Source organism: Streptomyces sp. NPDC059679, from assembly GCF_042734105.1.
GTDB lineage: Bacteria > Actinomycetota > Actinomycetes > Streptomycetales > Streptomycetaceae > Streptomyces.
The window spans coordinates 96502-118958 of record NZ_JBHWES010000015.1 but is presented as its reverse complement, the minus strand read 5'-3'; the positions used below and the strand labels follow the sequence as shown (position 1 = coordinate 118958).

At 68.5% G+C, this 22457-nt stretch carries 18 protein-coding genes and 1 pseudogene; 8 read left to right on the top strand and 11 right to left on the bottom strand.

Going from position 1 to position 22457, the window contains the following annotated elements; genetic code table 11:
* Positions 1-21: 21 nt before the first annotated feature.
* The 7 genes from ACFV2X_RS18680 to ACFV2X_RS18650 all read right to left on the bottom strand — a co-directional run bounded on the left by ACFV2X_RS18680 (position 22) and on the right by ACFV2X_RS18650 (position 8989).
* A complete protein-coding gene (locus ACFV2X_RS18680) occupies positions 22-1548 on the bottom strand; it encodes an aminopeptidase P family protein (protein ID WP_385617493.1) in 1527 nt (508 codons plus the stop codon).
* The gene (locus ACFV2X_RS18675; RefSeq protein ID WP_385617491.1) at positions 1545-2432 is read right to left on the bottom strand and encodes an ATP-binding cassette domain-containing protein; all 888 of its coding nucleotides are present in this window, start codon (positions 2430-2432) and stop codon (positions 1545-1547) included. The genes ACFV2X_RS18680 and ACFV2X_RS18675 overlap by 4 nt, the downstream gene beginning before the upstream one ends.
* On the bottom strand, positions 2429-3277 hold the full coding sequence (locus tag ACFV2X_RS18670; protein WP_385617489.1) for an ABC transporter ATP-binding protein: 849 nt from the start codon (positions 3275-3277) through the stop codon (positions 2429-2431). Before ACFV2X_RS18670 ends, ACFV2X_RS18675 begins: the two co-directional genes overlap by 4 nt.
* Complete coding sequence (locus ACFV2X_RS18665) at positions 3274-4269, bottom strand: ABC transporter permease (RefSeq protein WP_385617487.1); 996 nt, start codon at positions 4267-4269, stop codon at positions 3274-3276. Before ACFV2X_RS18665 ends, ACFV2X_RS18670 begins: the two co-directional genes overlap by 4 nt.
* On the bottom strand, positions 4269-5228 hold the full coding sequence (locus tag ACFV2X_RS18660) for an ABC transporter permease (RefSeq protein ID WP_385617485.1): 960 nt from the start codon (positions 5226-5228) through the stop codon (positions 4269-4271). The genes ACFV2X_RS18665 and ACFV2X_RS18660 overlap by 1 nt, the downstream gene beginning before the upstream one ends.
* 5 nt (positions 5229-5233) lie before the next feature.
* Positions 5234-6931 carry an ABC transporter substrate-binding protein gene (locus ACFV2X_RS18655; protein WP_385617483.1) on the bottom strand — a complete coding sequence of 566 codons (1698 nt, stop codon included), beginning with the start codon at positions 6929-6931 and terminating at the stop codon, positions 5234-5236.
* 120 nt (positions 6932-7051) lie between these two features.
* Positions 7052-8989 (bottom strand): glycoside hydrolase family 127 protein, encoded by a 1938-nt coding sequence (locus tag ACFV2X_RS18650; RefSeq protein ID WP_385617481.1) that lies wholly within the window; start codon positions 8987-8989, stop codon positions 7052-7054.
* Between the two features lie 214 nt (positions 8990-9203).
* Between ACFV2X_RS18650 and ACFV2X_RS18645 the strand changes: the two genes are divergently transcribed.
* Positions 9204-9746, top strand: coding sequence for an SRPBCC family protein (locus ACFV2X_RS18645; protein WP_385617479.1), 543 nt, complete (start codon positions 9204-9206; stop codon positions 9744-9746).
* 31 nt (positions 9747-9777) lie between these two features.
* Positions 9778-12072 (top strand): FdhF/YdeP family oxidoreductase, encoded by a 2295-nt coding sequence (locus ACFV2X_RS18640; protein ID WP_385617477.1) that lies wholly within the window; start codon positions 9778-9780, stop codon positions 12070-12072.
* A 234-nt stretch (positions 12073-12306) separates the two neighbouring features.
* Here ACFV2X_RS18640 and ACFV2X_RS18635 read toward each other — a convergent pair.
* From ACFV2X_RS18635 to ACFV2X_RS18625, 3 genes and pseudogenes are all read right to left on the bottom strand, one after another.
* Positions 12307-12579: pseudogene (locus ACFV2X_RS18635) on the bottom strand (Tat pathway signal sequence domain protein); the annotation flags it as partial.
* A 127-nt stretch (positions 12580-12706) separates the two neighbouring features.
* On the bottom strand, positions 12707-13777 hold the full coding sequence (locus tag ACFV2X_RS18630; RefSeq protein WP_385617476.1) for an alpha/beta fold hydrolase: 1071 nt from the start codon (positions 13775-13777) through the stop codon (positions 12707-12709).
* A gap of 129 nt (positions 13778-13906) precedes the next feature.
* Positions 13907-15349, bottom strand: coding sequence for an aldehyde dehydrogenase (locus ACFV2X_RS18625; RefSeq protein WP_385617474.1), 1443 nt, complete (start codon positions 15347-15349; stop codon positions 13907-13909).
* A gap of 186 nt (positions 15350-15535) precedes the next feature.
* Between ACFV2X_RS18625 and ACFV2X_RS18620 the strand changes: the two genes are divergently transcribed.
* The 4 genes from ACFV2X_RS18620 to ACFV2X_RS18605 all read left to right on the top strand — a co-directional run bounded on the left by ACFV2X_RS18620 (position 15536) and on the right by ACFV2X_RS18605 (position 19441).
* The gene (locus tag ACFV2X_RS18620) at positions 15536-16024 is read left to right on the top strand and encodes a TetR/AcrR family transcriptional regulator (RefSeq protein WP_385617587.1); all 489 of its coding nucleotides are present in this window, start codon (positions 15536-15538) and stop codon (positions 16022-16024) included.
* A 173-nt stretch (positions 16025-16197) separates the two neighbouring features.
* Complete coding sequence (locus ACFV2X_RS18615) at positions 16198-17817, top strand: long-chain-fatty-acid--CoA ligase (RefSeq protein ID WP_385617472.1); 1620 nt, start codon at positions 16198-16200, stop codon at positions 17815-17817.
* A gap of 48 nt (positions 17818-17865) precedes the next feature.
* Positions 17866-18426 carry a RidA family protein gene (locus ACFV2X_RS18610; RefSeq protein ID WP_385617470.1) on the top strand — a complete coding sequence of 187 codons (561 nt, stop codon included), beginning with the start codon at positions 17866-17868 and terminating at the stop codon, positions 18424-18426.
* Between the two features lie 16 nt (positions 18427-18442).
* Positions 18443-19441, top strand: coding sequence for an aldo/keto reductase (locus ACFV2X_RS18605; RefSeq protein WP_385617468.1), 999 nt, complete (start codon positions 18443-18445; stop codon positions 19439-19441).
* A gap of 56 nt (positions 19442-19497) precedes the next feature.
* Here ACFV2X_RS18605 and ACFV2X_RS18600 read toward each other — a convergent pair whose 3' ends face one another.
* The gene (locus ACFV2X_RS18600) at positions 19498-20229 is read right to left on the bottom strand and encodes an ArsR/SmtB family transcription factor (RefSeq protein ID WP_385617466.1); all 732 of its coding nucleotides are present in this window, start codon (positions 20227-20229) and stop codon (positions 19498-19500) included.
* Between the two features lie 329 nt (positions 20230-20558).
* Between ACFV2X_RS18600 and ACFV2X_RS18595 the strand changes: the two genes are divergently transcribed.
* Positions 20559-21431, top strand: a complete 873-nt coding sequence (locus tag ACFV2X_RS18595) for a ThiF family adenylyltransferase (protein ID WP_385617464.1) — start codon at positions 20559-20561, stop codon at positions 21429-21431.
* Positions 21432-22406, top strand: a complete 975-nt coding sequence (locus ACFV2X_RS18590) for a methionyl-tRNA formyltransferase (protein WP_385617462.1) — start codon at positions 21432-21434, stop codon at positions 22404-22406.
* Positions 22407-22457: the final 51 nt, after the last annotated feature.

Sequence of the window (22457 nt, the reverse complement as noted above, 5' to 3'; positions counted from 1 at the left end):
GATGGTTACGGGTAATGCGGCTCAGCGGGTCGTCATCCAGCGCTCCAGACCCGTGGCGTCCAGCGGCAGCGCCGCGGACAGCACCTCCGCGCCCTCCTCGGTGACCAGCAGATCGTCCTCGATGCGCATCCCGATCCCGCGGAGCTCCGGCGGGAGGGTGCGGTCGTGCTCGTGGAAGTACAGCCCCGGCTCCACCGTGAGCACCATGCCGGGCGCCATCTTCGCCCCCTGGTACGCGGCGTAGTCCGCCCGCGCGCAGTCGTGTACATCGAGACCGAGGTGGTGGCCGATGCCGCAGACCAGATAGCGCCGGTGGTGCTGGCCCTCCGGGGACAGCGCCTCGTCGACGGAGACCGGCAGCAGCCCCCAGTCGGCGAGGCCCCGCGCCACCACCTCCATGGCGGCGGTGTGGAAGTCGGCGAAGTCCCGGCCCGGGGCGACGGCGGCCAGGCCCGCCCGGTGCGCCCGCTCCACCAGGTCGTGCACGTCGCGCTGGGCCTGGCTGAACCGGCCCGAGGCCGGGAAGGTGCGCGTGACATCGGCGGTGTAGTAGCTGTTCGTCTCCACACCCAGGTCCAGCAGCACCGCCTTGTCCTCCGCCACCGGGCCGTCGCAGCGCACCCAGTGCAGCGTGGCCGCGTGTGCGCCGCTGCCCACGATGGACGCGTAGCCGGGGCCGTTGCCGTGGGTGCGGGCGTAGCGGTCGAAGGTGCCCTGCAGCCAGCGCTCTCCGCCGCCCGCGATGGCCGCCGGGAACTCGCGCACCACGGCGGCGAACCCCTCGACGGTGCGGTCCACGGCCTGCCGCATCTGCTCGATTTCCCAGGCGTCCTTGACCATGCGCAGTTCGGACAGGGTACGGCCCAGATCGGCGGACGCGGCGAGGCCGTGGCGGTGTGCGGTGTCGGGGTCGAGCCCACCGGTCAGCAGCGGCTTGTTGAGCCCGGCCAGCGTGGTGTCGAGCTCGTCGAGCGGGCGGACGTCCAGGCCCAGCGCCTCGCTCCACTCGTCGAGCCCGGGTGCGCCACCGACCCACAGCTCGCCGTGCGCGGCGTCGGCGAAGAACCCCGTCTCCCCGGGCCGGGCCGGGGCGGGCAGGTGCAGGGTCGCGTCATGGCCCCCCGGTACGGGGCGCAGCACCAGTACGCCGTGCTCCACCCCGCCACACCCGGTCAGCCAGTAGAAGTCGCTGTCCGGGCGGAAGTCGTAGTTGGTGTCGTTGGAACGCACCGGAGCGCGCCCGGCGGCCACCACGATCGCCGCTCCCGGGTGGGCGGCGCTGAGCCGCGCCCGGTGGTGTGCGGCGGCCTCCGCGGCTCCCGGCACGGTCCGGGCGCTGCGGTCGGGGGTGTCCCAGCCCTCCGCCATGAACGCCGCGAAGGAGGGCAGCCCGGCCAGCCGGGGCATCCGCGGGTCCAGCTGCGTGGACCGCGGCGAGGACTGCGGCGCGGGGGCCTCCGCAGCAGTGGCGGGGGTGTCCATGGCAGGGGTTTCCGTGGCAGAGGTGTCCGTGGCGGTACGGGAGCGGGTTGTCAGGTCGTCGGTCATGGCAGCTCCTCGGCTGAGGCGGTGGTGGACGCGTGCTCAGTGGCGCCCTCGCGGCGCCGGCGGTCCCATTCCGGGTCGATACGGGGTATCGCGGCCAGCAGGGTGCGGGTGTACGGGTCCCGGGGGTCGTCGAAAACCTCCGCGCAGGGGCCGGACTCCACGATGACACCCTGCTTCATCACCGCGATACGGTGCGAGATCCGGCGCACCACGGCGAGGTCGTGGGCGATGAAGAGGTAGGAGAAGCCGCTCTCCCGCTGCAGGCGCAGCAGCAGGTCCATCACCTGGGCCTGCACCGACACATCGAGCGCGGAGACCGCCTCGTCGCAGATCACCAGCTTCGGGCCGACCGCGAGGGCGCGGGCGATGCCGATCCGCTGGGCCTGTCCGCCGGAGAATTGCGCCGGGTAACGGTGCAGATGGTCCGGGTTGAGACCGACCCGTTCCATCAGCTCCCCGGCGAAGGCCCGCCGCCCCCCGGGGATGGGGAGTCCCTGGTAGACCAGGGGTGCGGTGAGGATGCGCTCCACGGTGTGGCGGGGGTTGAGCGAGGAGAAGGGGTCCTGGAAGACGACCTGGACGTCGTTGCGGAAGCGGGCCAGTTCGGGCCCGCGGGCATGGGTGACGTCCCGCCCGTCGAACTCGATGGTGCCCTCGGTGGCTTCCATCAGCTTCGCCACCAGCCGCGCGGTGGTGGACTTCCCGCTGCCGGACTCGCCCACCAGCGCCAGCGTCTCGTGCGGAAACACCTCGAAGCTGACCGAGTCCACCGCGGTGAACACCGATTTGCGCCCCAGCGGACCGCCCCCGCCCCGCGTGGTGAAGCGCTTGGTGAGATCGCGGGCGCGCAGCAGGGGCCGTACCTCAGCTCGGCTGCCGGTCACCGGACTTCCTCCTGTGCTTCGTCGTCGATGCGCGGGATGCTCTCCAGCAGCATCCGGGTGTAGGGGTGGCGCGGCGCGGAGAAGACCCGCTCCGTGTCGGCGTATTCGAGCTGTTCGCCCTCGCGCATCACCAGCACCCGCTGGGCGATCGTGGCGATCACCGCCAGGTCGTGGGTGATGAAGAGCATGCCGGTGCCGGTCTGCCGCTTCAGCTCGGCCAGCAGCTCGAGGATCTGGGACTGCACCGTGACGTCCAGCGCGGTGGTGGGCTCGTCCGCGATGAGCAGGGCGGGTTCGCAGATCAGCGCCATCGCGATCATGATGCGCTGCCGCTGTCCGCCGGAGAACTGGTGCGGATAGCGGTCGACCCGCTCGGCCGGGTCCGGGATGCCGACCCGGCCGAGTGCGTCGATGGCCATCGCTCGCGCCGCGCGGCGCGAGCCGCCGCGGTGGCAGCGGTAGACCTCGGCGATCTGGAGGCCCACGGTGTAGTACGGGTTGAGTGAGGACAGCGGGTCCTGGAAGACCATGGACATCACGTTTCCGCGCAGCCGGCGCAGCTCGGCGTCCGGGCGGCCGAGCAGTTCGGTGCCCCGGAACCGGATGCTGCCGCTGGTGCGCGCGCCCCGTGGGAGCAGCCCCATGACGGCGAGGGCCGTCATGGACTTGCCGGAGCCGGATTCGCCGACGATGCCGAGGGTTTCGTTGTTCCGCAGAGTGAAGGTGTTGTCGCGGACGACGTCAACCGGTCCTCGGGTGGTCGGGAAGGTCACGGTCAGACCTTCGACCGCCAGCAGGTCCGCGTACTTGGCCGAGTCAGCCCGGTGGGCTGGGGATGCGGTCATGACGCGGTGGTCCTTACGCGCGGGTCCAGCGCCGTATAGAGCAGATCGACCACGACGTTGCCGATCACCACGAAGAACGCCGCCAGCAGCGTGACCGCCATGATCACCGGCTGGTCGTTCTTCGCGATCGCGTCCGAGGCCATCTTGCCCACGCCGTTGAGGCCGAAGACGGTTTCGGTGATGAGGGCGCCGCCGAGCAGACCGGCGAAGTCCATCCCGAAGATGGTGACGATCGGGGTGAGCGCCGGCCGCAGCGCGTGCCGGCGGAGGATCAGGACCGGTCCGAGCCCCTTGGCGCGTGCCGTGCGCATGAAGTTCTCGGCGAGGGTGTCGATGACGTTGGCCCGCGTCATCCGGGCGTACAGACACGCGTATCCGATGGCGAGCACGATCCACGGCATCAGATACGACTGGAACCAGGCCACCGGATCGTCGCCGAACGGGATCGCCGCGGGGAACGGCAGCACTTGCCACTTGACCACCAGCAGGTACTGGAGCGCCAGGGCGAGTACGTACGGGGGGATGCTGGAGCCGCCGAGCGCCAGCGCCATGGTGGAGCGGTCCCACCACGTGCCCTCCTTGACCCCGCTCAGCAGCCCGATGGTGACCCCGCCGAGCAGCCAGAGCACGGCCGCGCCGACGGCGACGGTGACGCTCACCGGGAGCCGCTCGAGGACCATCTCCCACACCGACTGGCCGCTCTGGAAGCTGTAGCCGAGGCAGGGGGCGGGGCAGTGGACCAGATTGGCGCCCGAGCCGTAGTCCCGTCCGGCCACGATGCCGCGCAGGAAGTCCCACAGCTGCTGGAGGAACGGGCGGTCGAGGCCGAGGGAGGTGCGGATCGTGTCGATGCGCTCCGGTGTGCAGGTCTTGCCGCAGATCATCACCGCGGGATCGGGTGAGAGCTGGAAGAAGATGACATAGGTGAACACACAGACGGACAGGAGGATGACCAGCACCCACGAGAGCCGGCCGGCGACGTAGCGGAGCATCAGGAGGCCTCCCCCGCGTCCAGGGCGTGCCGCAGCCGGTCGCCCACCACGGTCAGCGCGAGCACGGTGCCGAAGAGGAAGGTTCCGGGGATCACGAAGTACATCGGGTCCACCTGGTACCAGCTGACCGAGTTGGCGATCATCTGCCCCCAGGAGGCGGTCGGCGGGGTGACCCCGACGCCGAGGAAGGAGAGTCCGGCCTCGGTGCCGATGTATCCGGGCACGGCGAGCGTGGTCATCACGATGATGGTGCTGCGCAGATTGGGCAGGATCTCCGCGAAGATCAGCGCCCGGCTGCTCGCCCCGGAGGACCGCGCCGCCTCGACGAACTCCCGGCCCGTCAGGGTCAGCGTCTGACCGCGCACCACACGCGCCAGATACGGCCAGCCGAAGACGCTCAACACGATCACCAGCAGCACCGGACGGTTGCCGGCCGGCAGCGCGGACAGCACCGCGATCATGAAGATCAGGGCCGGGAAGGCCATCAGGAAGTCCATCAGCCGGGAGATGACCTGATCCACCCAGCGGCCGTAGAACCCGGCCAGCAGGCCGAGCACCACGCCGATGACGGTGGTCAGGAGGGTCGCGGAGACGGCGATCAGCATCGAGATCCGCGCCCCGTAGGCGATCCGGACCAGGATGTCGCGGCCGTTCTGCGGTTCCACGCCCAGCCAGTGGTCGCCGCTGATGCCGCCGAGCGACCCCTTGGGCAGTCCGCCCAGGTCCTTGTCGACGGCCGCGCTGTCGAAGGTGTCCGGGCCGTGGCCGGTCAGCGTGCCGATCAGCGGCGCGCACAGGGCCATCAGCATGATCAGGACGAGAAACGCGGTGCTGAGCACGGCCCCGATATCGCGCCGCAGTTCGCGCAGCACACGTCGTGCGGTGCCGCCGGGCGGCGCGGCGCCGGTCGACGCCGAGGGCAGTTGCGGCTGCGCCTCGTGGAGGGTGGTGGTCGCCATGCGGGCTACTTCTTCGGGTCGGCGAGGCCGATGCCGACCAGGTCGATTCCGCCGCTGAACGAAATCGAGGTGTGGGCGCCCGCGATATTGCTGCCGACCACCAGCACGGTCTTGGTGTAGTTGAGCGGCACGATCGGGGCGAGCTTCATGATCTCGGCGTCGAGCTTGCCGTAGGCCTCGTTCTGTGCCGTCTCGTCATCCATCCCCGCGATCTCGTCGATGCGCTTCTGGATCTTCTTGTCGTCGAGCATGGAGAGCACCGAGTTGCCCTTGGCTGAGATGAGCCGTCCGTCGAACAGCGGCGGCAGGAAGGTGGTGCCGCCCGGCCAGTCCGGGCACCAGCCGGTGAGCGCCGCGTCGTGCTGCTGCGAGGGCGTGCCGATGACCTCGTAGAAGGTCGAGGTGTCAATGGTGTTGATCTTCACCTTGATGCCCACCCGCTTCAGCCCCTGCTGGACGGCCACCGCCACGGCCTGCTCGGTGGCGGCGGCCCGGGCGTCCACGGTGAGAGTGAAGCCCTTGGACTGGCCGGCCTCGGCCAGCAGTTTGCGGGCGGCGGCCGGATCGCCGGTGCCGTCCTTGGAGGGATACACATCCGTGGCATCGCGGCCGGGAATCGACGGGGGCTGGATGGAGGTGGCCGCGGTCGCCAGGGTGGAGCCGCCGAGCGCGTCCACCGTGGTCTGCTTGTTGACGGCGTACTCGATCGCCTGGCGCACCCGGACGTCCTTGAGCGGCCCCTTGGTGGTGTTCAGGCTCATGTACGTGGTGCAGCCTGTCACATTGCCGAGCGTGCGCGGCTTGAGCTGCGGGGTGCGGAGCCGGGCGATGGTGGCGGGCTGCACCATGGCACCGATGGCGTTGATGTCCTTGCCCTGACCCGCTATCAGGCGCTCGTCCATGGTGGCCGGGTCGAGTCCGAAGGTGAAGACGAAACCGTCGGGGCGGGCGGCGCGCACCGGGTCGGAGGAGCGCTTCCAGTGCTTGTTGCGGACGAGTTCCAGCGTGGCGCCCCGCCGGTAGCTGTCCACCTGGTACGGACCGGACGCGATCGGCTTGGTGTCGAAGGCGGCCTTGGCGCCGGTGCCCTTGGGGAAGGGGGTGAAGTTCGGCTGTGCGACCACGCTGGAGAACTGCGGGTAGGACTTCTTGAGATGGAAGACGATCGTGCGATCGTTCGGGGTCTCGATGGTGTCCAGATCGCCGGACTGGTAGGGGCCCTTGTAGTCGGCGGGTGCGGCGATGACCTGCTTGGCGTACGGCGAGCCGATGCCCGCGTCGGGATCCCATGCCCGCTCCACGCCGAACTTGACGTCCTGGCTGGTGATCGGGGCGCCGTTCTGGAAGAACAGCTCCTTCTTGAGGGTGAAGGTCCAAGTCTTCTGGTCATTGGACGGGCGGCCGGTGTCGGTCGCCAGATCTCCGACGATCTTCGTCCCGTCGCTGTGCGGACCGGCCGCCTCCCGGGTGGTGAGGGTGCGGTAGACCAGACGGTAGAAGTTGTTGACCCCGCCGTCGAAACCGCGTGCCGGATCGAGATGCGAGTAATCGGCCTTCCCCAGGACGTGCACGGTGCCGCCGGTGGCGGGGTCCGCGGTGGGCTTGGCCTGGCCGGAGGCGGCGGGGCCACCTCCGCTGCAGGCGGTGAGGGTCAGGGGAATGGCGGTACAGAGGGCGGCGCAGGACAGGACAGCTCTTCTCATGGCACCTTCTCCGGAAGTGAGGGAGGGCGGACAAGGGACGTACGCAGGGGGACGTACGCGTGGGGGGAGATACAGGCAGGGGGATGTACAGGCGGAGGGATGTACAGGCAGGGGGGGTGATCAGGTGTTTCTGATCCACACCCGCATGGGGCCGGGCTCTCGGTTGCCCCATGCGAAGTACGGGACGAGGGTCAGCTCGGCGGTGTCGGTGTCGGGCCGGTCCTGTTGCGGACCGGTCGCGAGCACGGGGTACAGCTCGAGTGAGGGCGGCGGCGCGACATCCGCGGTGATCCTGATCAGCGGCGCCCCCGCCAAGGCGCCGTCGGATTCCGGGGCGGCGACGGTCCGGGCGGCCGCGATGTGCTCGGCGCCGATCAGCACATCGTCGACTCCGGCCGTGCAGTCCTGCTGCTCCACGCAGTAGACCAACGGCCCCCGGGCCACCGCGACCGTGCCGCGCGTCGCGTCCAGGTAGGGATGGGAGACATGGCCGCGGACCGGCATGGGCAGGCTCAGCCGCAGTTCGTCGCCCGGGTGCCAGCGGCGCTCGACGCTCAGCCAGCCGTCCGCCACGTCCCCGGCCACAGCCTCTTCGACCACCGAGCCCACCGTGAGCCGGACCCGCCCGGTGTCCGCCCAGCCGGGCACCCGGAGCGAGATCCGGTACGGCCGGTCGGGCGCCCGGCGCACGGTGAGCCGCACCTCGCCGTCCCACGGATAGCCGGTCACCATGTCCAGCGCGACCTCCTCCCCGTCCACACCGGCCTCGGCGTACCCCGCGACCAGCAGCTCTCCCTCCCGCTCCGCGACGAGGAAGTCCGCGAGCTGGGCCATCCAGCGCACCACGTTGGGCGGGCAGCAGGGGCAGCCGAACCATGCCTGGCGCAGCGGTTCGCCGCTCTCCTCGGCCCCGCTGCGCTGCTCGTGGTCGGGGCGCCGCTGCAGCGGGTTGTCGTAGAAGAAGGCGCGTCCGTCCGCTGACAGGCCTACGGCGAACGCGTTGTACAGGACGCGTTCCAGCACGTCGGGATAGCGGGCGTCGCCGGTGGCCAGGAACATCCGCCAGGCCCACTGCATGGTGCCGATGGCCGCGCAGGTCTCGCTGTAGGAGCGCTCGGAGGGAAGTTCGTAACGGTCACCGACAGCCTCGTCGGAGTGGCGGCTGCCAAGACCTCCCGTCACATACAGCTTGGTGGCCACCATGTCGTCCCACAGCCGCCGCAGCGCGTCGAGCAGTGTCCGGTCGCCGGTCTCCCGGAACACATCGGTGGCGCCCGCGGCCAGGTAGACCATCCGCACCGCGTGTCCGGTCACCGACGGGAGTTCGCGCAGCGGCAGATGGTCCTGGAAGTACGCGGAGCCCATGCCCCGCGATGGCACGGTGCCCCGGCCGCGGCGGTCGACGAACAGCCGGGCCTGGGTCAGATACCGCTCTTCGCCGGTCTCCCGGTACAACTCCACCAGGGCCATTTCGACTTCGGGGTGGCCGCAGACCGCATCCTCGCCCCGCGGTCCGTAGCGCTCCACCACCAGATCCGCGAAGCGTACGGCCACGTCCAGCAGCCGTCTGTCCCCGAGCTGCCGGTGCGCGGCGACGGCGGCCTGGATGAGGTGACCGAGGTTGTACATTTCATGGCCCCAGGAAAGGTCTTCCCAGGGGGCCTTGGCACAGTCGGGGTCCTGGAAGAAGGAGTTGAGGTAGCCGTCCGGCGCCTGGACGCGCTCCAGCAGGTCCACGGTCTCCTCGTAGAAGTCCCGCATCGTCTGCCGGCCGCCGTCGTCGTCCGGCAGCGCCAGTTCGTAGACCAGCCCCTCCAAGGTCTTGTAGAGGTCGGTGTCCAGGAACGGGTACCGCCCGCGATAGGGCGTGGTGCGCCGCTTCTCCTCGGGCACCTCGGGCAGCAGTCGGCGGAGGTTGTCGAGATTGCCCGCCTTCCTCAGCTGCTCGAGCGTGTGCGGCGCGGTGGCTTCGCGGTTGCGCCGCTGCCAGTCGGCCAGCAGCCCCCCGGTGATGCGCACACGTGAGCCCCGCAGGGGCGCCACGGTCTGGTGACCCATCCGTCCTCCAGTGACATGTAGCATTGCACTGCACCATAAACAGAGTCTCGCGCCCTGCCAAGAGTCGTACGGAAGGGAAACTTCCGTACCCGGCGCCGGTCTGTTTCATCGGACGGAGTGCGGGGAACTCGCTCGGTCACACCAGCGCCTCATCACGCGTTCGGCCTCAGCTGCGAGGTTTCCGCACGTCACAGCTGTGGAGAGGCAGGCCGCCATGACCCTGATCCGGGCTTCGGTCGACATCGATGTGCCGGTCCATATCGCCTACAACCAGTGGACTCAGTTCCCCCTCTTCCCCCGCTTCATGGACGGGGTGAAGCGCGTCGACCGGCCTCAGTCCAGCATGACCCACTGGGTCACCAGGATGTACGGCGTCACCCGCGAGTTCGACGCCGAGACCGTGGAGCAACGTCCGGATGAGCGGCTGAGATGGCGCTCGCTGGAGCATCCCGAGCGTTCGGGCCGCTGGAGAAGCAGACCCAGGCACGTCGGCCGGGTGGAGTTCCAGCCGCTCGAAGGGGACCGCTCCAGGGTGACGCTGGCGATGTCCTTCAAACCCAGCGGAGTGATGGAAAGAGCCGGCGGTGGCCTGGGCATCGTCCGCCGCCATATCCAGGGCGAGCTGGAGAACTTCAAGGAATTCATCGAAGAGGAGGGGAGCGAGACCGGAAGGTGGCGCGGCGCGATCAAGGACGGCTATGTGCAGCCCGAGTCCGGACAGGAGCGCCCACAGGTTCCGAACTGGCCGTGCGGCTGATCCGGCGCAGGCCGACGAAAGGTGCACCGCGATGGAGGACCCGAGGACCGCGGACGGGCAGGATGACAACGCGACGGTGACCCCGCCCAAGACCTGGGCCGTCGGTGTCCCCGGGGTGGCGAACGCGCTCAAGTACTCGCTGAGCCAGACATCGCCCCGGCGTACCGCTCTGACGCTGCTGAATATGAATCAGGTGAAGGGTTTCGACTGCCCCGGCTGTGCGTGGCCGGAGCCCGAACCGGGGATGCGGCACAGAAACGAGTACTGCGAGAACGGCGCCAAACACGTCAATGACGAGGCGACGACACGCCGTATCACCGCAGAATTCTTCCGCCGGTATCCGGTCTCGGAACTCGGCCGCCGATCCGATCAGTGGCTCAATCAACAGGGGCGGCTCACCGTGCCGATGGTGAAGCCGCCCGACGCCGACCACTACGAGCCGATCAGCTGGAGCGGTGCGCTGCAATTGATCGCCGATGAGCTGCGGGGGCTGGATTCGCCGAACGAAGCGGTCTTCTACACCTCCGGACGGGCCAGTAACGAAGCCGCCTTCGTCCTCCAGCTCTTCGCCCGCGCCTTCGGCACCAACAATCTTCCCGACTGCTCCAATATGTGCCATGAGTCCAGCGGCGCGGCGCTGTACGAAACGCTGGGCATCGGCAAGGGAGATGTGAGCCTGACGGATATCTACCACGCCGATCTGATTTTTGTGGTGGGGCAGAATCCGGGCACCAACCATCCGCGGATGCTCTCCGCGCTGGAGGAGTGCAAGCGCAGGGGCGGCCGGATCGTCGCGGTGAACCCCCTCCCCGAGGCCGGGCTGATGCGCTTCAAACACCCTCAGAAGCCCCGCGGCGTGATCGGCCGCGGCACCCCCATCGCCGATCAGTTCCTCCATATCCGCCTCGGCGGCGACCTCGCCCTCTTCCAAGCCCTTGACCTACTGCTTCTGGAGGCCGAGGAAGCCGCGCCCGGTACGGTGCTCAACCGGAACTTCATCGACTCCCACACCAGCGGCTTCGCCGAGTTCGCCGAACACCTCCGCCAGACCGTCTCCTGGCCGGATGTCCTCGCCGCTACCGGGCTGGCCCGCGGCGAGATCGAGGACCTGCGCGATCTGGTGCTGCGCAGCGGCCGGATCGTGGTCTGCTGGGCGATGGGGCTGACCCAGCACAAACACAGCGTTCCCACCATTCGCGAGGTGGTGAACTTTCTTCTGCTGCGCGGGAACATCGGGAAGCTCGGGGCCGGCGTATGCCCGGTGCGGGGTCACAGCAATGTCCAGGGCGACCGGACCATGGGAATCTGGGAGCAGATGCCGCAGGAATTCCTGGACGCGCTGGAAAAGGAATTCTCCTTCACCCCGCCGGCCGCGCACGGCTGGGACACGGTGGCCTCCATCAAGGCCATGCTCGACGGCCGGGCGAAGGTCTTCCTCAGCCTGGCCGGAAACTTCGTCCGGGCCACTCCCGACAGTACGGTCACGGAGCAGGCGATGCGCCAGTGCCGGCTCACGGCGCATATCTCCACGAAGCTGAACCGCTCACACGCGGTCTGCGGCCGAACCGCGCTCATTCTCCCCACCCTTGGCCGCAGCGAACGCGATATCCAGGCGGGCGGGGAGCAGTTCGTCACGGTCGAGGACTCGATGAGCGAGGTGCACGCCTCCTGGGGAAAACTGGAACCCGCCTCCAAGCATCTGCTCAGCGAGGTGACGATTCTCAGCAGACTGGCCCGGCGGACCCTCGGCGACAAAGTGCCGGTCTCCTGGGAGCGCTTCGAGACGAGTTACGAAACGATCCGGGAACACATTTCCCATGTCGTGCCGGGTTTCCACGACTTCAACGCCCGGGTGATCAAACCTGGCGGCTTCAGACTTCCGAGCCTGGTCGACGAGGGAATTTTCGTGACCGCGACCGGAAAGGCAATGTTCACCCGCAATGAGTTCGAGATGCTGAAGGCACCGGAAGGGCATCTCATCCTGCAGAGTCTGCGCTCCCACGACCAGTGGAACACCGTCCCGTACACCTCGAACGACCGCTACCGCGGCATCCACGGCTCCCGCCATGTCGTCTTCGTCAACCCCGCCGATCTGCGTGCGCTCGGTCTGAAGCAGGACGACCGGGTCGATCTGGTGAGCGTCTGGCAGGACGGGACCGAGCGCCGTGCGGAAGACTTCCAAGTGGTCGCCTACCCCACGGCGCCCGGGTGTGCCGCCGCGTACTACCCGGAGACCAACGTCCTGGTGCCGTTGGACAGCATGGCGGACATCAGCAGGACGCCGACGTCGAAGGGGGTCGTGGTCCGTCTGCTCAGGCGGACATGAAGTCGCGCACCGCCAGCGCCCGGTCCACGACCCGGACGTCGCCGATCCAGCCGTTCATGACCTGGTCGATCTTGGTTCTGCGGATAGACGGCCCACTGGAGCGCATGGCCGTCGGACAGCGAGAGGGTGACCACCGGCTCATCCGTGTCGCCGCCCTTCTTTCCCGCATCGCCGCTGCGGCCCCGCCGGCTGAGCAGCGCCGACCAGGCGTTGTGCCCGCTGTCCCAGTCGGCGATAGCGGAAGGACGCCTCCACCGGCGCCGAGTGGATGCTCTCGCCGTCGAAGAGGTACTGGGTGTCCGGCATGACGGCCACGGTGAATCGCGGGCTGTCGGCGTCGGGGCGCCAGGCGGGGGCCTGTTCGGCGGCCGGTTCGGCGGCCCCGGCGGGCGTCGCCTCAAGACCGGTGATCGCCACGCCCGCGCCGACGAGTCCCGTGGTGCGCAGGAAGGTACGGCGGCGGGTTCCGGTCTGCGGCTCACTGAACTGATCGGGTCTTCTGCACATGGCGCTGCTCCACGCGGTGGTACGGGGGTGATGGAGCGCACGCTATGAGCCGCGGGAGTGCGAACACAGGAAGGTGGTCGATAACGGACGGGGAAGTGCATATGAATGCCCCGGTGGGCAGCCGCGGTCAGAAGTGGTCCACGTCGACGACTGCTTGGGCGAAGGCCGTGGGCGCCTCCTGGGGGAGGTTGTGGCCGATGCCCTCCAGGGTGCGGTGCTCGTACGCGCCCGTGAACCTGTCCCGGTAGGTGCTGCCGTTGCCCGGCGCGGTGAAGGGGTCGCGTTCGGGGTCGAGGGTGATGGTGGGCACCTCGATATACGGCCGGGCGGCGAGCCGCTTCTCGAAACCGTCGTAGCGGCGCTCACCGTCGGCGAGACTCAGCCGCCAGCGGTAGTTGTGGATGACGATGTCCGCATAGTCGGGGTTGTCGAAGGCCGCGGCCGTGCGCTCGAAGGTGGCGTCGTCGAAGTCCCATGTCGGCGAGACGGTCTCCCAGACCAGCCTGGTCAGCTCGAGGCGGTGGGTCCGGTCCTCCATGGCCTGCCGGCCTCGTTCCGTGGCGAAGTAATACTGGTACCACCAGGTGTGCTCGGCCTTCGCCGCGATGGGCGCGAGGTTGGCCTTGAGGTTGGTGATGAGGTATCCGCTCACCGACACCAGCGCCTTGCACCGCTCGGGGAAGAGCGCGGCGATGATGTCGGCGGTGCGCGAGCCCCAGTCGAAGCCGGCCAGCACCGCCTTCTCGATCTTGAGGGCGTCCATCAGGGCGATGATGTCGAGGGCGACGGCCGACTGCTGGGCGTTCCGGAACGTGCGGTCCGAGAGGAAGCGCGTCGTGCCGTGGCCGCGCAGATACGGCACGACCACCCGATAGCCCTCCTCGGCCAGGAGCGGAGCGACGTCCACGAAGCTGTGGATGTCGTAGGGCCAGCCGTGCAGACAGATGACCGCGGGGCCGCGCGCGGGGCCCAACTCGGCGTAGCCGACATCGAGCAGACCGGCCCTGATCTGCTTCAGCCGGGGGAAGGCGGTATGCGTACCGGGCACGGCCGCGGGCACGGCCGATGTCGCGGCCTGGTGCGGTGCGGCGGCGTTCGGTGTGGCGGCGGAGGCGGCCGGGAGGCCCAGCGGGCCGGTCAGCGAGGCCGCCGCCGCGCTCGTGCCCAGGGCCTTGCCGAAGGTACGCCTGTTGATCATCTGGAAGCCTCCGCGTCGTCCGGTGTCGGCCTGCTGTCGCAGGAGATCCGCGGGATGACTGTCGCACAGGTCGCGTCACCGGTCAAACGGGTGACGCGATTCCTGCCGTGGAGGCCCTGTCGGCGGCGGTCACAGGGCGACGGTCTTGTACTCGACGTACTGGGCGAGCCCAACAGCCCCGTACTCACGGCCGATCCCGCTCGTCTTGTAGCCGCCGAACGGGCCGTCGAAGGCGATGGGCGCGCCGTTGACGGTGACCGTGCCGGTCCGCAGACGGCGGGCGACGTCGAGCGCGCGGTCGTGGTCGGCGGACCACACCCCACCGGAGAGGCCGTACGCCGAGTCGTTCGCGATCCGTACGGCGTCGCCCTCGTCGTCGTACGCGATGACGACGAGCACCGGGCCGAAGATCTCCTCCTGCGCGATCCGCATCGAGTTGTCGACATCGGCGAACACGGTCGGGGTGACGTAATTGCCCCGTTCGAGCCCCGGCGGGACCTGGGGGCCGCCGGTGACGAGTCGGGCGCCTTCCTCGATGCCGAGTTCGATGTAGTCCCGTACGCGCTGCTGCTGATCGCGGCGGATCATCGGGCCGATGAACGTGTCGGGGTCGCCCGGGTCGCCGACCTTGAGCGATTCCACGAGGTCCTTGAGCGCGGCGACGACCTCTTCGTACCGGCTGCGCGGCGCCAGGATACGGGTCTGCGCGATGCACGCCTCGCCGTTGTTGAGCAGGGAGGCGAACTTGAGCCCCCGCACCGCCGCCTCGACGTCGGCGTCGGACAGGATGACGGCGGCCGACTTGCCGCCCAGCTCCAGGCTGAACCGCTTCAGCTGCTCGCCCGCGATGGAGGCGATCCTGCGGCCGGCCCCGGTCGAGCCGGTGAACGCGATCTTGTCCACGCCGGGGCGTGACACCAGGTACTCACTGGTCTCCCGGTCGGCGGGCAGCACGCTGATCACCCCCTCCGGCAGACCGGTCCGCTCCAGCAGCTCGGCGAGGAATCCCATGCTCAGCGAGTTCTCCGGGCACACCTTGAGGACGACCGTGTTACCGGCGAGCAGCGCAGGGGTGATCTTGGCCATGGCCGCGGAGAACGGAGAGTTCCACGGAATGACGGCGGCCACGACCCCGATGGGCTCGCGGCGCACCACGCTGCGGGTGGGGGAAGCGGGGTCGGAGGGCGTCAGGGCCTCCTCCCAGCCGAACTCCTCGGCCGCCTTGAAGTAGGCGCCCGCCTGCCGGGTGAGCCCTGACTGCCCGGCCCGGGTGAACCATCCGGCCGAACCGTTCTCGGCGGAGATGAGCGCGGCGACCGTCTCGGCGTCGGCCTCGCGCAGCGCGTTGAGCCGCCGGACGGCCGCGATCCGCTCCGCCGGCGTCGTACGGGGCCAGGGACCCTCGTCGAAGGCGGCGCGGGCGGCGGCCACGGCACGGTCCACATCCGCGGGCCGGGCCTGGGCGGCGCGCCCGATGAGCGCCTGGTCGTGCGGTGAGCGGATGTCGAGCAGTTCCGGGCTGCTCGGCGCGGTCCAGGAACCCGCGATGAAGAGTCGGTCGTAGGTGATCATGCGTTCACTCCCGAGGGTCCGAAAGGGGCACTCCAGCTATCTGTCACTCAAATGTAGCACTTAGGGCTTGTATGGCCTCGACGACGAGGCACTACCTGGGCTAGGTTCCACATGCCGGGCTATGCTCACCCCGTGAGAGCAGACGCAGCACGCAACCTGGAAGCCGTCCTGACGACCGGGGCGCGCATGCTCGCCATCGATCCGGCCGCGAGCATCGCCGCCATCGCCGCCGAGGCCGGCGTCGACCGACGTACCGTCTATCGGCGGTTCGCCTCCCGTGAGGAACTGCTGGCGGCCATCTACGAGGCGCGTTACGAGGCCGTCGCGCGGGCCATCGAGGATTCCAGGCTGCGCGAGGCCCCCGTCGCCGTGGCCCTGCACCGGTACGTCGAAGGGATCATCGGCGTCAATCGCACATGGCCCGTGGAGCTCACCCGGTTGCGGGCCGACGAGACGATCCGCGAACGGCGCGACAGCCTGATCCGGGAGGTCGACGCCTTCCTCGAGCGCGCCGCCGCCGAGGGGCTGCTCCGCGCGGACACCCCTGTCGCCTGGGCGAGTTCGCTGCTGCCGCAGCTCATGCACCTGGCCGCACAGCAGCTGCCCCAGCTCAGCGACGCCCAGGCCGCCGACATGGTGGTCGACACCTTTCTGCGCGGGCTCGGCGGGCGGTAACCCGCACGGCAGCCCGCGCGGTAACCCGCAGTCGCCGCGCCATCACCAACACACTTCGGCCCCGGCCAAACGGTAATTCCGAATACTTGGAACGGGCAGCCGGTACGCACCCCGTACTGGAGCTCAAGGCCCGCCCCCGCAGGCAGAGTGCTCTTCATGTGAAAGGTAGTCGGATGCAGCAGGCAGTGCCGGAGGTCCCGCTCACCATCCCGTCGATGATCACGAGTCGGGCCGAAAAGCTGTTTGCCGGCCGGCCGGTGGTCAGCCGGGTCGGGGAGGGCCTTCACCGCTCGACGTGGGGCGAAGTGGTGGAGCGGGCCAGGCGGTTGGCCGGGGCGTTGCGGGAGCTGGGCATCCGGCCGGGCGACCGGGTGGCGACCTTCGCCGGGAGCACACACCGGCACGTCGAGACCTATCTCGCCGTACCGTCGATGGGCGCGGTGCTGCACACGGTGAACACCAGCCTCCCCGCCGAGCAGGTCGCCTACATCGTGGACCATGCCGACGACTCGATCGTGCTCTGTGACCGCAGCCTCCTCTCCGAGTGGCGGCCGGCCGAGAAGCAGCTGAGCCGCCCGCGACGCGTCATCGTCCTGCCGGACTCCACCGACACCTCTCGGGACGGAGACGCGCTGGACTACGAGGCGCTGCTCGCCGCGGCGGAGCCGGTGGAGAGCTGGCCGGTGCTGGAGGAGAGCGCCCCGGCCCACACCAGCTATACGACCGGTACGACCGGGCGCCCCAAGGGCGTGGTCTTCAGCCACCGCAGCACCGTTCTGCAGAGCTTCTGCACGGGCCTCACCGACGCGGAGGGGCTTTCCTCGTCGGAGACCCTGCTGGCCCTGGTGCCGTTGGGGCTCAGCCAGGTCGGGCTGCCCTTCGCCGCCGCGCTGCACGGCTCGGCGCTGGTGCTGCCGGGCCGTGATCTGACCCCGGCCGGGGTGTGCGAGCTGGTGGAGAAGGAACGCCCCACCGTGGCCGTCGGGTTCGGCGCCGCGCTGACCGGGCTGCTCGGCCACTGGCGGGCCCAGCACCCGGACCTGTCGTCGCTCAAGCGCATGGTGTGCGGCGGCTCTCCGGTCGCCCGGCCCATTTCGCGCGCGTTCGACGAAGAGGTGGGGTTCCCGATCGTCCAGGTCTTCGGCATGACCGAGACCAGCGGCCACGGCAGCTTCAGCGGGCTCCCCGCGGAGGTGGGCGACAGCCCGACCGAGGAGACCCGCGGGTACTACGCGACCTCACAAGGCCGTCCGCTGCCGCTGGTGGAGATGAGGATCGCCGACGACGCCGGGACGGAGATGGCGCGGGACGGCCACACCATGGGGGAACTGCAGGCGCGTGGCCCCTGGGTCGCCCGTGAGTACTCCCGTGAAGGCGCCCAGCCCGACAAGTTCATGGACGGCTGGCTGCGCACCGGTGATGTGGCCGTCATCGACGAACTGGGCTACATCCGCATCGTCGACCGGATGAAGGACCTGGTGAAGTCCGACGGCGAGTGGATCTCCTCGCTCAAGCTGGAGGAGCAGCTGCTCAACCACCCCGCCGTGGTGGAGGCCGCGGTCGTCGCGGTCCCCGATGCCAAGACCGGAGAGCGTCCGCTGGCCTGTGTGGTGCTCCGTGCGGAGGACGGCGAGTCGGTGACCGGAGACCAGTTGCGCGAGTTCCTGGCCTCCCGGGTCGCGGCCTCATGGATCCCGGACACCATCGAGCCGGTCGCCGCACTGCCCAAGACCAGCATCGGCAAGATCGACAAGAAGACCCTGCGGGCGCGGTACTCCGAGGGCACCGCCTGAGGTCGCACACACATCAGCCGCACAGAAGCCGAGAAGAGGAAATCCATAGTGGCGCAGTCCGCGACGACCAGCGAGGAAGTGCACCATCAGGTGCCGGCCGCCGACCGGGTGTCGAGCCAGGAGGTGTCCAAACGGCTTGCGGTGCGAGGTCTGTCGCTGCCGGAACCCTGGCGCATCCCGATCAGCCCCGATGTGAAGATTCCGGCCCAGCTGGTGCGGGTGGTCGGCTCCCGGGTTTTCATCTCGGGACATGTCCCGATCAGCAAGGAGGGCCAGCTCACCGGGCCTTACGGCAAGATCGGTGACACCGTCGGCCTCCCCTCGGCACAGGACGCCGCGGTGCGGACGGTCCTGTCCATGGTCGCGAGCGTCGAGCGCACGGTGGGGGACCTGGACCGGGTGAAGGCGTGGTGCCGACTGCACTGCATGGCCAACGCGGTTCCCGGCTTCTTCGACTTCCCCGCCGTCTTCAACCCGGCTTCGCAACTGCTGCTCGACATGTTCGGCGAGGACATCGGCTACCACGCCCGGGTGGCGGTCGGCGTGGCCGGGCTGCCGTGGGACGTACCGGTGGAGATCGCGGCCGAACTCGAATTGCACCCCGAGTGAGAGTGAGGACACCACGATGAAGACACGCATGCTGGGCGGACTCGAGGTCTCCGCCATCGGTCTGGGCTGCATGGGCATGTCGCAGAACTACGGTCCCGCCGACCGGGGTGAGTCGATCGCCTCCATCCACCGGTCGCTCGACATCGGCATGACGTTCCTCGACAGCTCGGACATGTACGGGGTTTCGAGCGTGTCCGGGATGGGCCACAACGAGGAGCTGATCGGCGACGCGATCGCCGGACGCCGGGACGAGGTGACGATCGCCACCAAGTTCGGCATCAAGGGCTGGTCCAAGGACGGCAGCTTCGTTCTCGACTCCAGCCCGGCGTATGCGAAGCAGGCGTGCGAGGCATCCCTGCGTCGGCTGAAGGCCGATGTCATCGACCTCTACTACCTGCATCGCAGGGACCGTTCGATGCCCATTGAGGAGATCATCGGCGGCATGGCCGAGCTGGTGACCGAGGGGAAGGTCCGCCACATCGGGCTGTCCGAGGTCAACGAGGACACGCTCCGGCGGGCGCACGCCACCTATCCCCTGGCTGCCCTGGAGAGCGAGTACTCGCTGTTCGCCCGGCACAACGAGCCCGCCATTCTGCCGGCGTGCCTGGAACTGGGCATCGGACTGGTCGCCTTCTCACCGCTGGGGCGGGGCATGCTCACCGGCACGGTCCGCACCCTGGAGGGGCTGTCCGACGACGACTACCGGCACACCGACCCCCGGTTCCAGGGAGAAAACCTCGTCCGCAACCTCGCCCTGTTCGACCGTATCCAGGCCTTCGCCAAGGAGGCCGGAGCGACCCCCGGGCAGATCGCACTCGCCTGGCTCCTGGCCAAAAATGAGTACATCGTTCCGATCCCCGGCACCAAGCGAGTGCGCTACGTGGAGGAGAACGCGGCGGCGGCCGACGTCGTACTGACCGCCGACCAGGTCGGTGAGCTGGACGCGCTGGTGCCCGGTGACGCGGTGTCGGGAGACCGGTATCCGGAGGGAATCATGCGGACGATCGACGCCTGACCGCCACGGGCGCGGCGTTGCCGCTGAATGGACTGGGGCCTGGTCGATGACGGTGGTCATCGGGCAGGCCCCAGTTCGCACAGTGTCAGACCGAAGGTGTTCCGTAACCCGGCCAGACCGACCCTCGTCGGGGCGACGGTGCGGTCGTCCTTGGAGGCCCGCGTCAGCCATCCGAGGCTGAAAAGACGCTGGGTCAGGGCCGCGGCCAGACCGCCGGCGATGTGGTGGCTCGGCCCGCTCCAGTCGGCGCAGCCACGGACGATGGGCCGCCGGGAGTCCTTCAGCGGCTCACAGGTGATGCCCAGGGGGCGGCGTTCGTCCCATGTCTCGAATTCGACCTCCCATTGCTGGGCATCCCGGCGGATCAGACCCTGTTCCTGCAGTGCTTCGGTGAGCGCCACTCCGAGCTTCCCGCCGAGATGGTCGTAGCACGTTCTTGTCTCGCTCAGAACACTCGGACAGTGAGCCGGCGGGGTGGGCAGCGTCAGATCCGGGGCCACCGAGGCCAAGGCGTCCAGCGCGACGGCGACGTCGTGGCTCGCGAGCCGGTAATAGGCGTGCCGCCCGACGCGCTCGACATGCAATATGCCTCCTTCGACCAGCTTGCCCAGATGTTCGCTGGCGGTCGGCCTGGAAATTCCGACCAGGGCCGCCAGCGAACTGGCTGACAATGGCTGGCCGGTTGTCAACTCACCGACCATGAGGGCACGCGTCCGATCCCCTAACAACTGTGCCACCGTGGCGATATCAGGCCCGAAATCCGGTGATCGTCCCATGTCGATCACCATAACCTCGGCCCCTCCGACGCCAACTGAGCGACACGCCGAAGTAGGGAATTCCACAGTCATTTTCGGCCTTCCCTACAGGAACGGAATCTTTACCTCCAGCGAATCCAGGGAGATCGATGGATTCACTCCCCATCGGAACGGAATAGAGTATTCCGATTGCCTTGTTCGGGTCAACACCCTGTGTTTTCCGCACACTTAGGCGGGTCCCGAACTGTTCTTCAGGTAACTTTTTGGCAGCAGGCGCCGCAAGGGAAACAAGGATCAATCAACCCCCTTGCCCGCGCCCAGGTGCGTTGAGTTTTCCGCTCATTCACGAGAGGATCCACGCGATGGCTGACAGGCTCACCTATCGGGGCACCTACGACGAGAAATTCTACTGGGAGCGCGTCGACCGCAACCTCGGCTGGCTCGGCAACACCCCAGAAGAGCAGCGGGCCCGCCAGGAGAAGCTTCGCGACTCCGTCATCGGAATCGTCGGCACCGGCGGAATCGGCGGTGCGGTCGCCATGCGGCTCGCCCGCATGGGAGTCCGCAATCTCAAGCTCGCCGACCCCGACATCTTCGAGCTCTCCAATGTGCAGCGGCAGATGGGGGCGGATGTCAAGACCATCGGCCGCAACAAGGCCGAGGTCGTCGCGGAAATGACGTACGACCTGACCAAGGACGTGAATATCGACGTGTTCCCCGAGGGGATCACGCCCGATTCGGCCGAAGAGTTCATGGACGGCTGTGACTACGTCATGGACCAGATGGAGTTCTACCAGGTAAAGAATCGGTATGCCCTGCACCGCGCATTCCGGAAGTCCGACCGGTGCAAGTTCATGCTCAAGATACCGACGGTGGGCCACACGGTCATCGTCTACAAGTACACCAAGGACTCGATGACCATCGAGGAGGTGTACGACATCCCCGAGGACGCCGAGTTCACGCCCGAGGTCATCAACAAGCTGGTGGAGCGCGCCATCGCGGTCATGCCGCCCTATCCGGGACGCGAGATGATCGACCACTGGTTCGTCGACATGGAGCGCATGCCCATCTTCGGCGCCTGTCCGCCGATGGCCGAGGGCATCCTGACCGAGCGGCTCGCCCTGGAAATCCTTGAGATCCCGGGTCTCGAACCCCTCCCCGTCCAGCCCGGCTACGCCATCTTCGACGCCGTGAGCTGGACGGCGAAGATGGTCCCGGGGAAGTGGTGGGCTTAAGTGAGCGAGTTACACCCGATCCGGGTCGTACTCTTCTCCGAAGTCAACTCAAAGCTCGGTTCGCCGTTCCTGTCCATTCTCGCCGAGCACCCGCTGGTCCAACTCGTCGGCGTGGTCACCAGCCCGCCCGGAAAGCTCTGCCCCTACTTCATCGGGGAAGAGGATCAGGTCGACCTCGAGAAGCAGGCCAGCGAACGAGGCATTCCGGTGTTTCGCGCGGCCAAGGTCAACGGCCCCGCGGTGATCAGTGAACTGGCGGCCCTGGAGCCGGATTACTTCCTGATCGGCAACTATCAGCAGATCCTCCGGCCCGACATTCTGGCGGTGCCGACCGTCACCACGGTCAACTTTCACCCAAGTCCGCTGCCGCGCTATGCCGGCTGGGCGCCCTTCTTCTGGATGGTCAGAGAAGGAGAGCTCGACAGTGGGGTGACCGCGATCGATGTGACACCGGAAATCGACGGTGGGCCGGTCATCATGCAGAAGCCGATCCGGCTGACCGGCCACGAAACGGCCCTCGAGGTCAGGGAATCCCATACGATGGCCAATGTGGCGCTGCTGCGGCAGCTCCTCCCCCGGCTGATCGCGCGGGAGTACACGACCTCCCCCCAGGTGGCCGACTTGCGCAGCTACTTCAGCAAGCCGGAGGATCGCGACTACTGGCTGGACTTCACCCAGTCGAGTGCGGCGATCGCGAGGACCGTCCGCGCGGGATACCGCAGACCCGGTGCGTATGTCTCCACCGACCACGGGGACCAACTCACCATCCTGACCGTAGAAGACGTGGGCCGTAAATTCCCCGAGCCCGATGCTCCGGGAATGCTGCGCGTCGAATCCGGCGCGGTTTACGCGGCGAGCCGGGACGGCTGGCTGCGACTGTGGTCCATCGACGTCAAGGGTGAAGAAAGGCTCGCCCGAGTTCCGGACGGCGCCGCACGTTTCGACACCCGGTTCCAGGCCCGCGACAACACCTAGCGGCGGCCTTCACCCCAGCGCCTCCGGCCGCGGCCGCGGCCGCGGCCGGAC

What these genes read in the sequence shown, in the direction of transcription:
- ACFV2X_RS18605 (WP_385617468.1), top strand. Translation starts at nt 18,443, where the DNA reads ATGAAGACACGCATGCTGGGCGGACTCGAGGTCTCCGCCATCGGTCTG.
- ACFV2X_RS18595 (WP_385617464.1), top strand. Translation starts at nt 20,559, where the DNA reads ATGGCTGACAGGCTCACCTATCGGGGCACCTACGACGAGAAATTCTAC.
- ACFV2X_RS18645 (WP_385617479.1), top strand. Translation starts at nt 9,204, where the DNA reads ATGACCCTGATCCGGGCTTCGGTCGACATCGATGTGCCGGTCCATATC.
- ACFV2X_RS18615 (WP_385617472.1), top strand. Translation starts at nt 16,198, where the DNA reads ATGCAGCAGGCAGTGCCGGAGGTCCCGCTCACCATCCCGTCGATGATC.
- ACFV2X_RS18600 (WP_385617466.1), bottom strand. Translation starts at nt 20,229, where the DNA reads ATGGTGATCGACATGGGACGATCACCGGATTTCGGGCCTGATATCGCC.
- ACFV2X_RS18660 (WP_385617485.1), bottom strand. Translation starts at nt 5,228, where the DNA reads ATGGCGACCACCACCCTCCACGAGGCGCAGCCGCAACTGCCCTCGGCG.
- ACFV2X_RS18655 (WP_385617483.1), bottom strand. Translation starts at nt 6,931, where the DNA reads ATGAGAAGAGCTGTCCTGTCCTGCGCCGCCCTCTGTACCGCCATTCCC.
- ACFV2X_RS18680 (WP_385617493.1), bottom strand. Translation starts at nt 1,548, where the DNA reads ATGACCGACGACCTGACAACCCGCTCCCGTACCGCCACGGACACCTCT.
- ACFV2X_RS18640 (WP_385617477.1), top strand. Translation starts at nt 9,778, where the DNA reads ATGGAGGACCCGAGGACCGCGGACGGGCAGGATGACAACGCGACGGTG.
- ACFV2X_RS18630 (WP_385617476.1), bottom strand. Translation starts at nt 13,777, where the DNA reads ATGATCAACAGGCGTACCTTCGGCAAGGCCCTGGGCACGAGCGCGGCG.
- ACFV2X_RS18670 (WP_385617489.1), bottom strand. Translation starts at nt 3,277, where the DNA reads ATGACCGCATCCCCAGCCCACCGGGCTGACTCGGCCAAGTACGCGGAC.
- ACFV2X_RS18620 (WP_385617587.1), top strand. Translation starts at nt 15,536, where the DNA reads ATGCTCGCCATCGATCCGGCCGCGAGCATCGCCGCCATCGCCGCCGAG.
- ACFV2X_RS18665 (WP_385617487.1), bottom strand. Translation starts at nt 4,269, where the DNA reads ATGCTCCGCTACGTCGCCGGCCGGCTCTCGTGGGTGCTGGTCATCCTC.
- ACFV2X_RS18625 (WP_385617474.1), bottom strand. Translation starts at nt 15,349, where the DNA reads ATGATCACCTACGACCGACTCTTCATCGCGGGTTCCTGGACCGCGCCG.
- ACFV2X_RS18650 (WP_385617481.1), bottom strand. Translation starts at nt 8,989, where the DNA reads ATGGGTCACCAGACCGTGGCGCCCCTGCGGGGCTCACGTGTGCGCATC.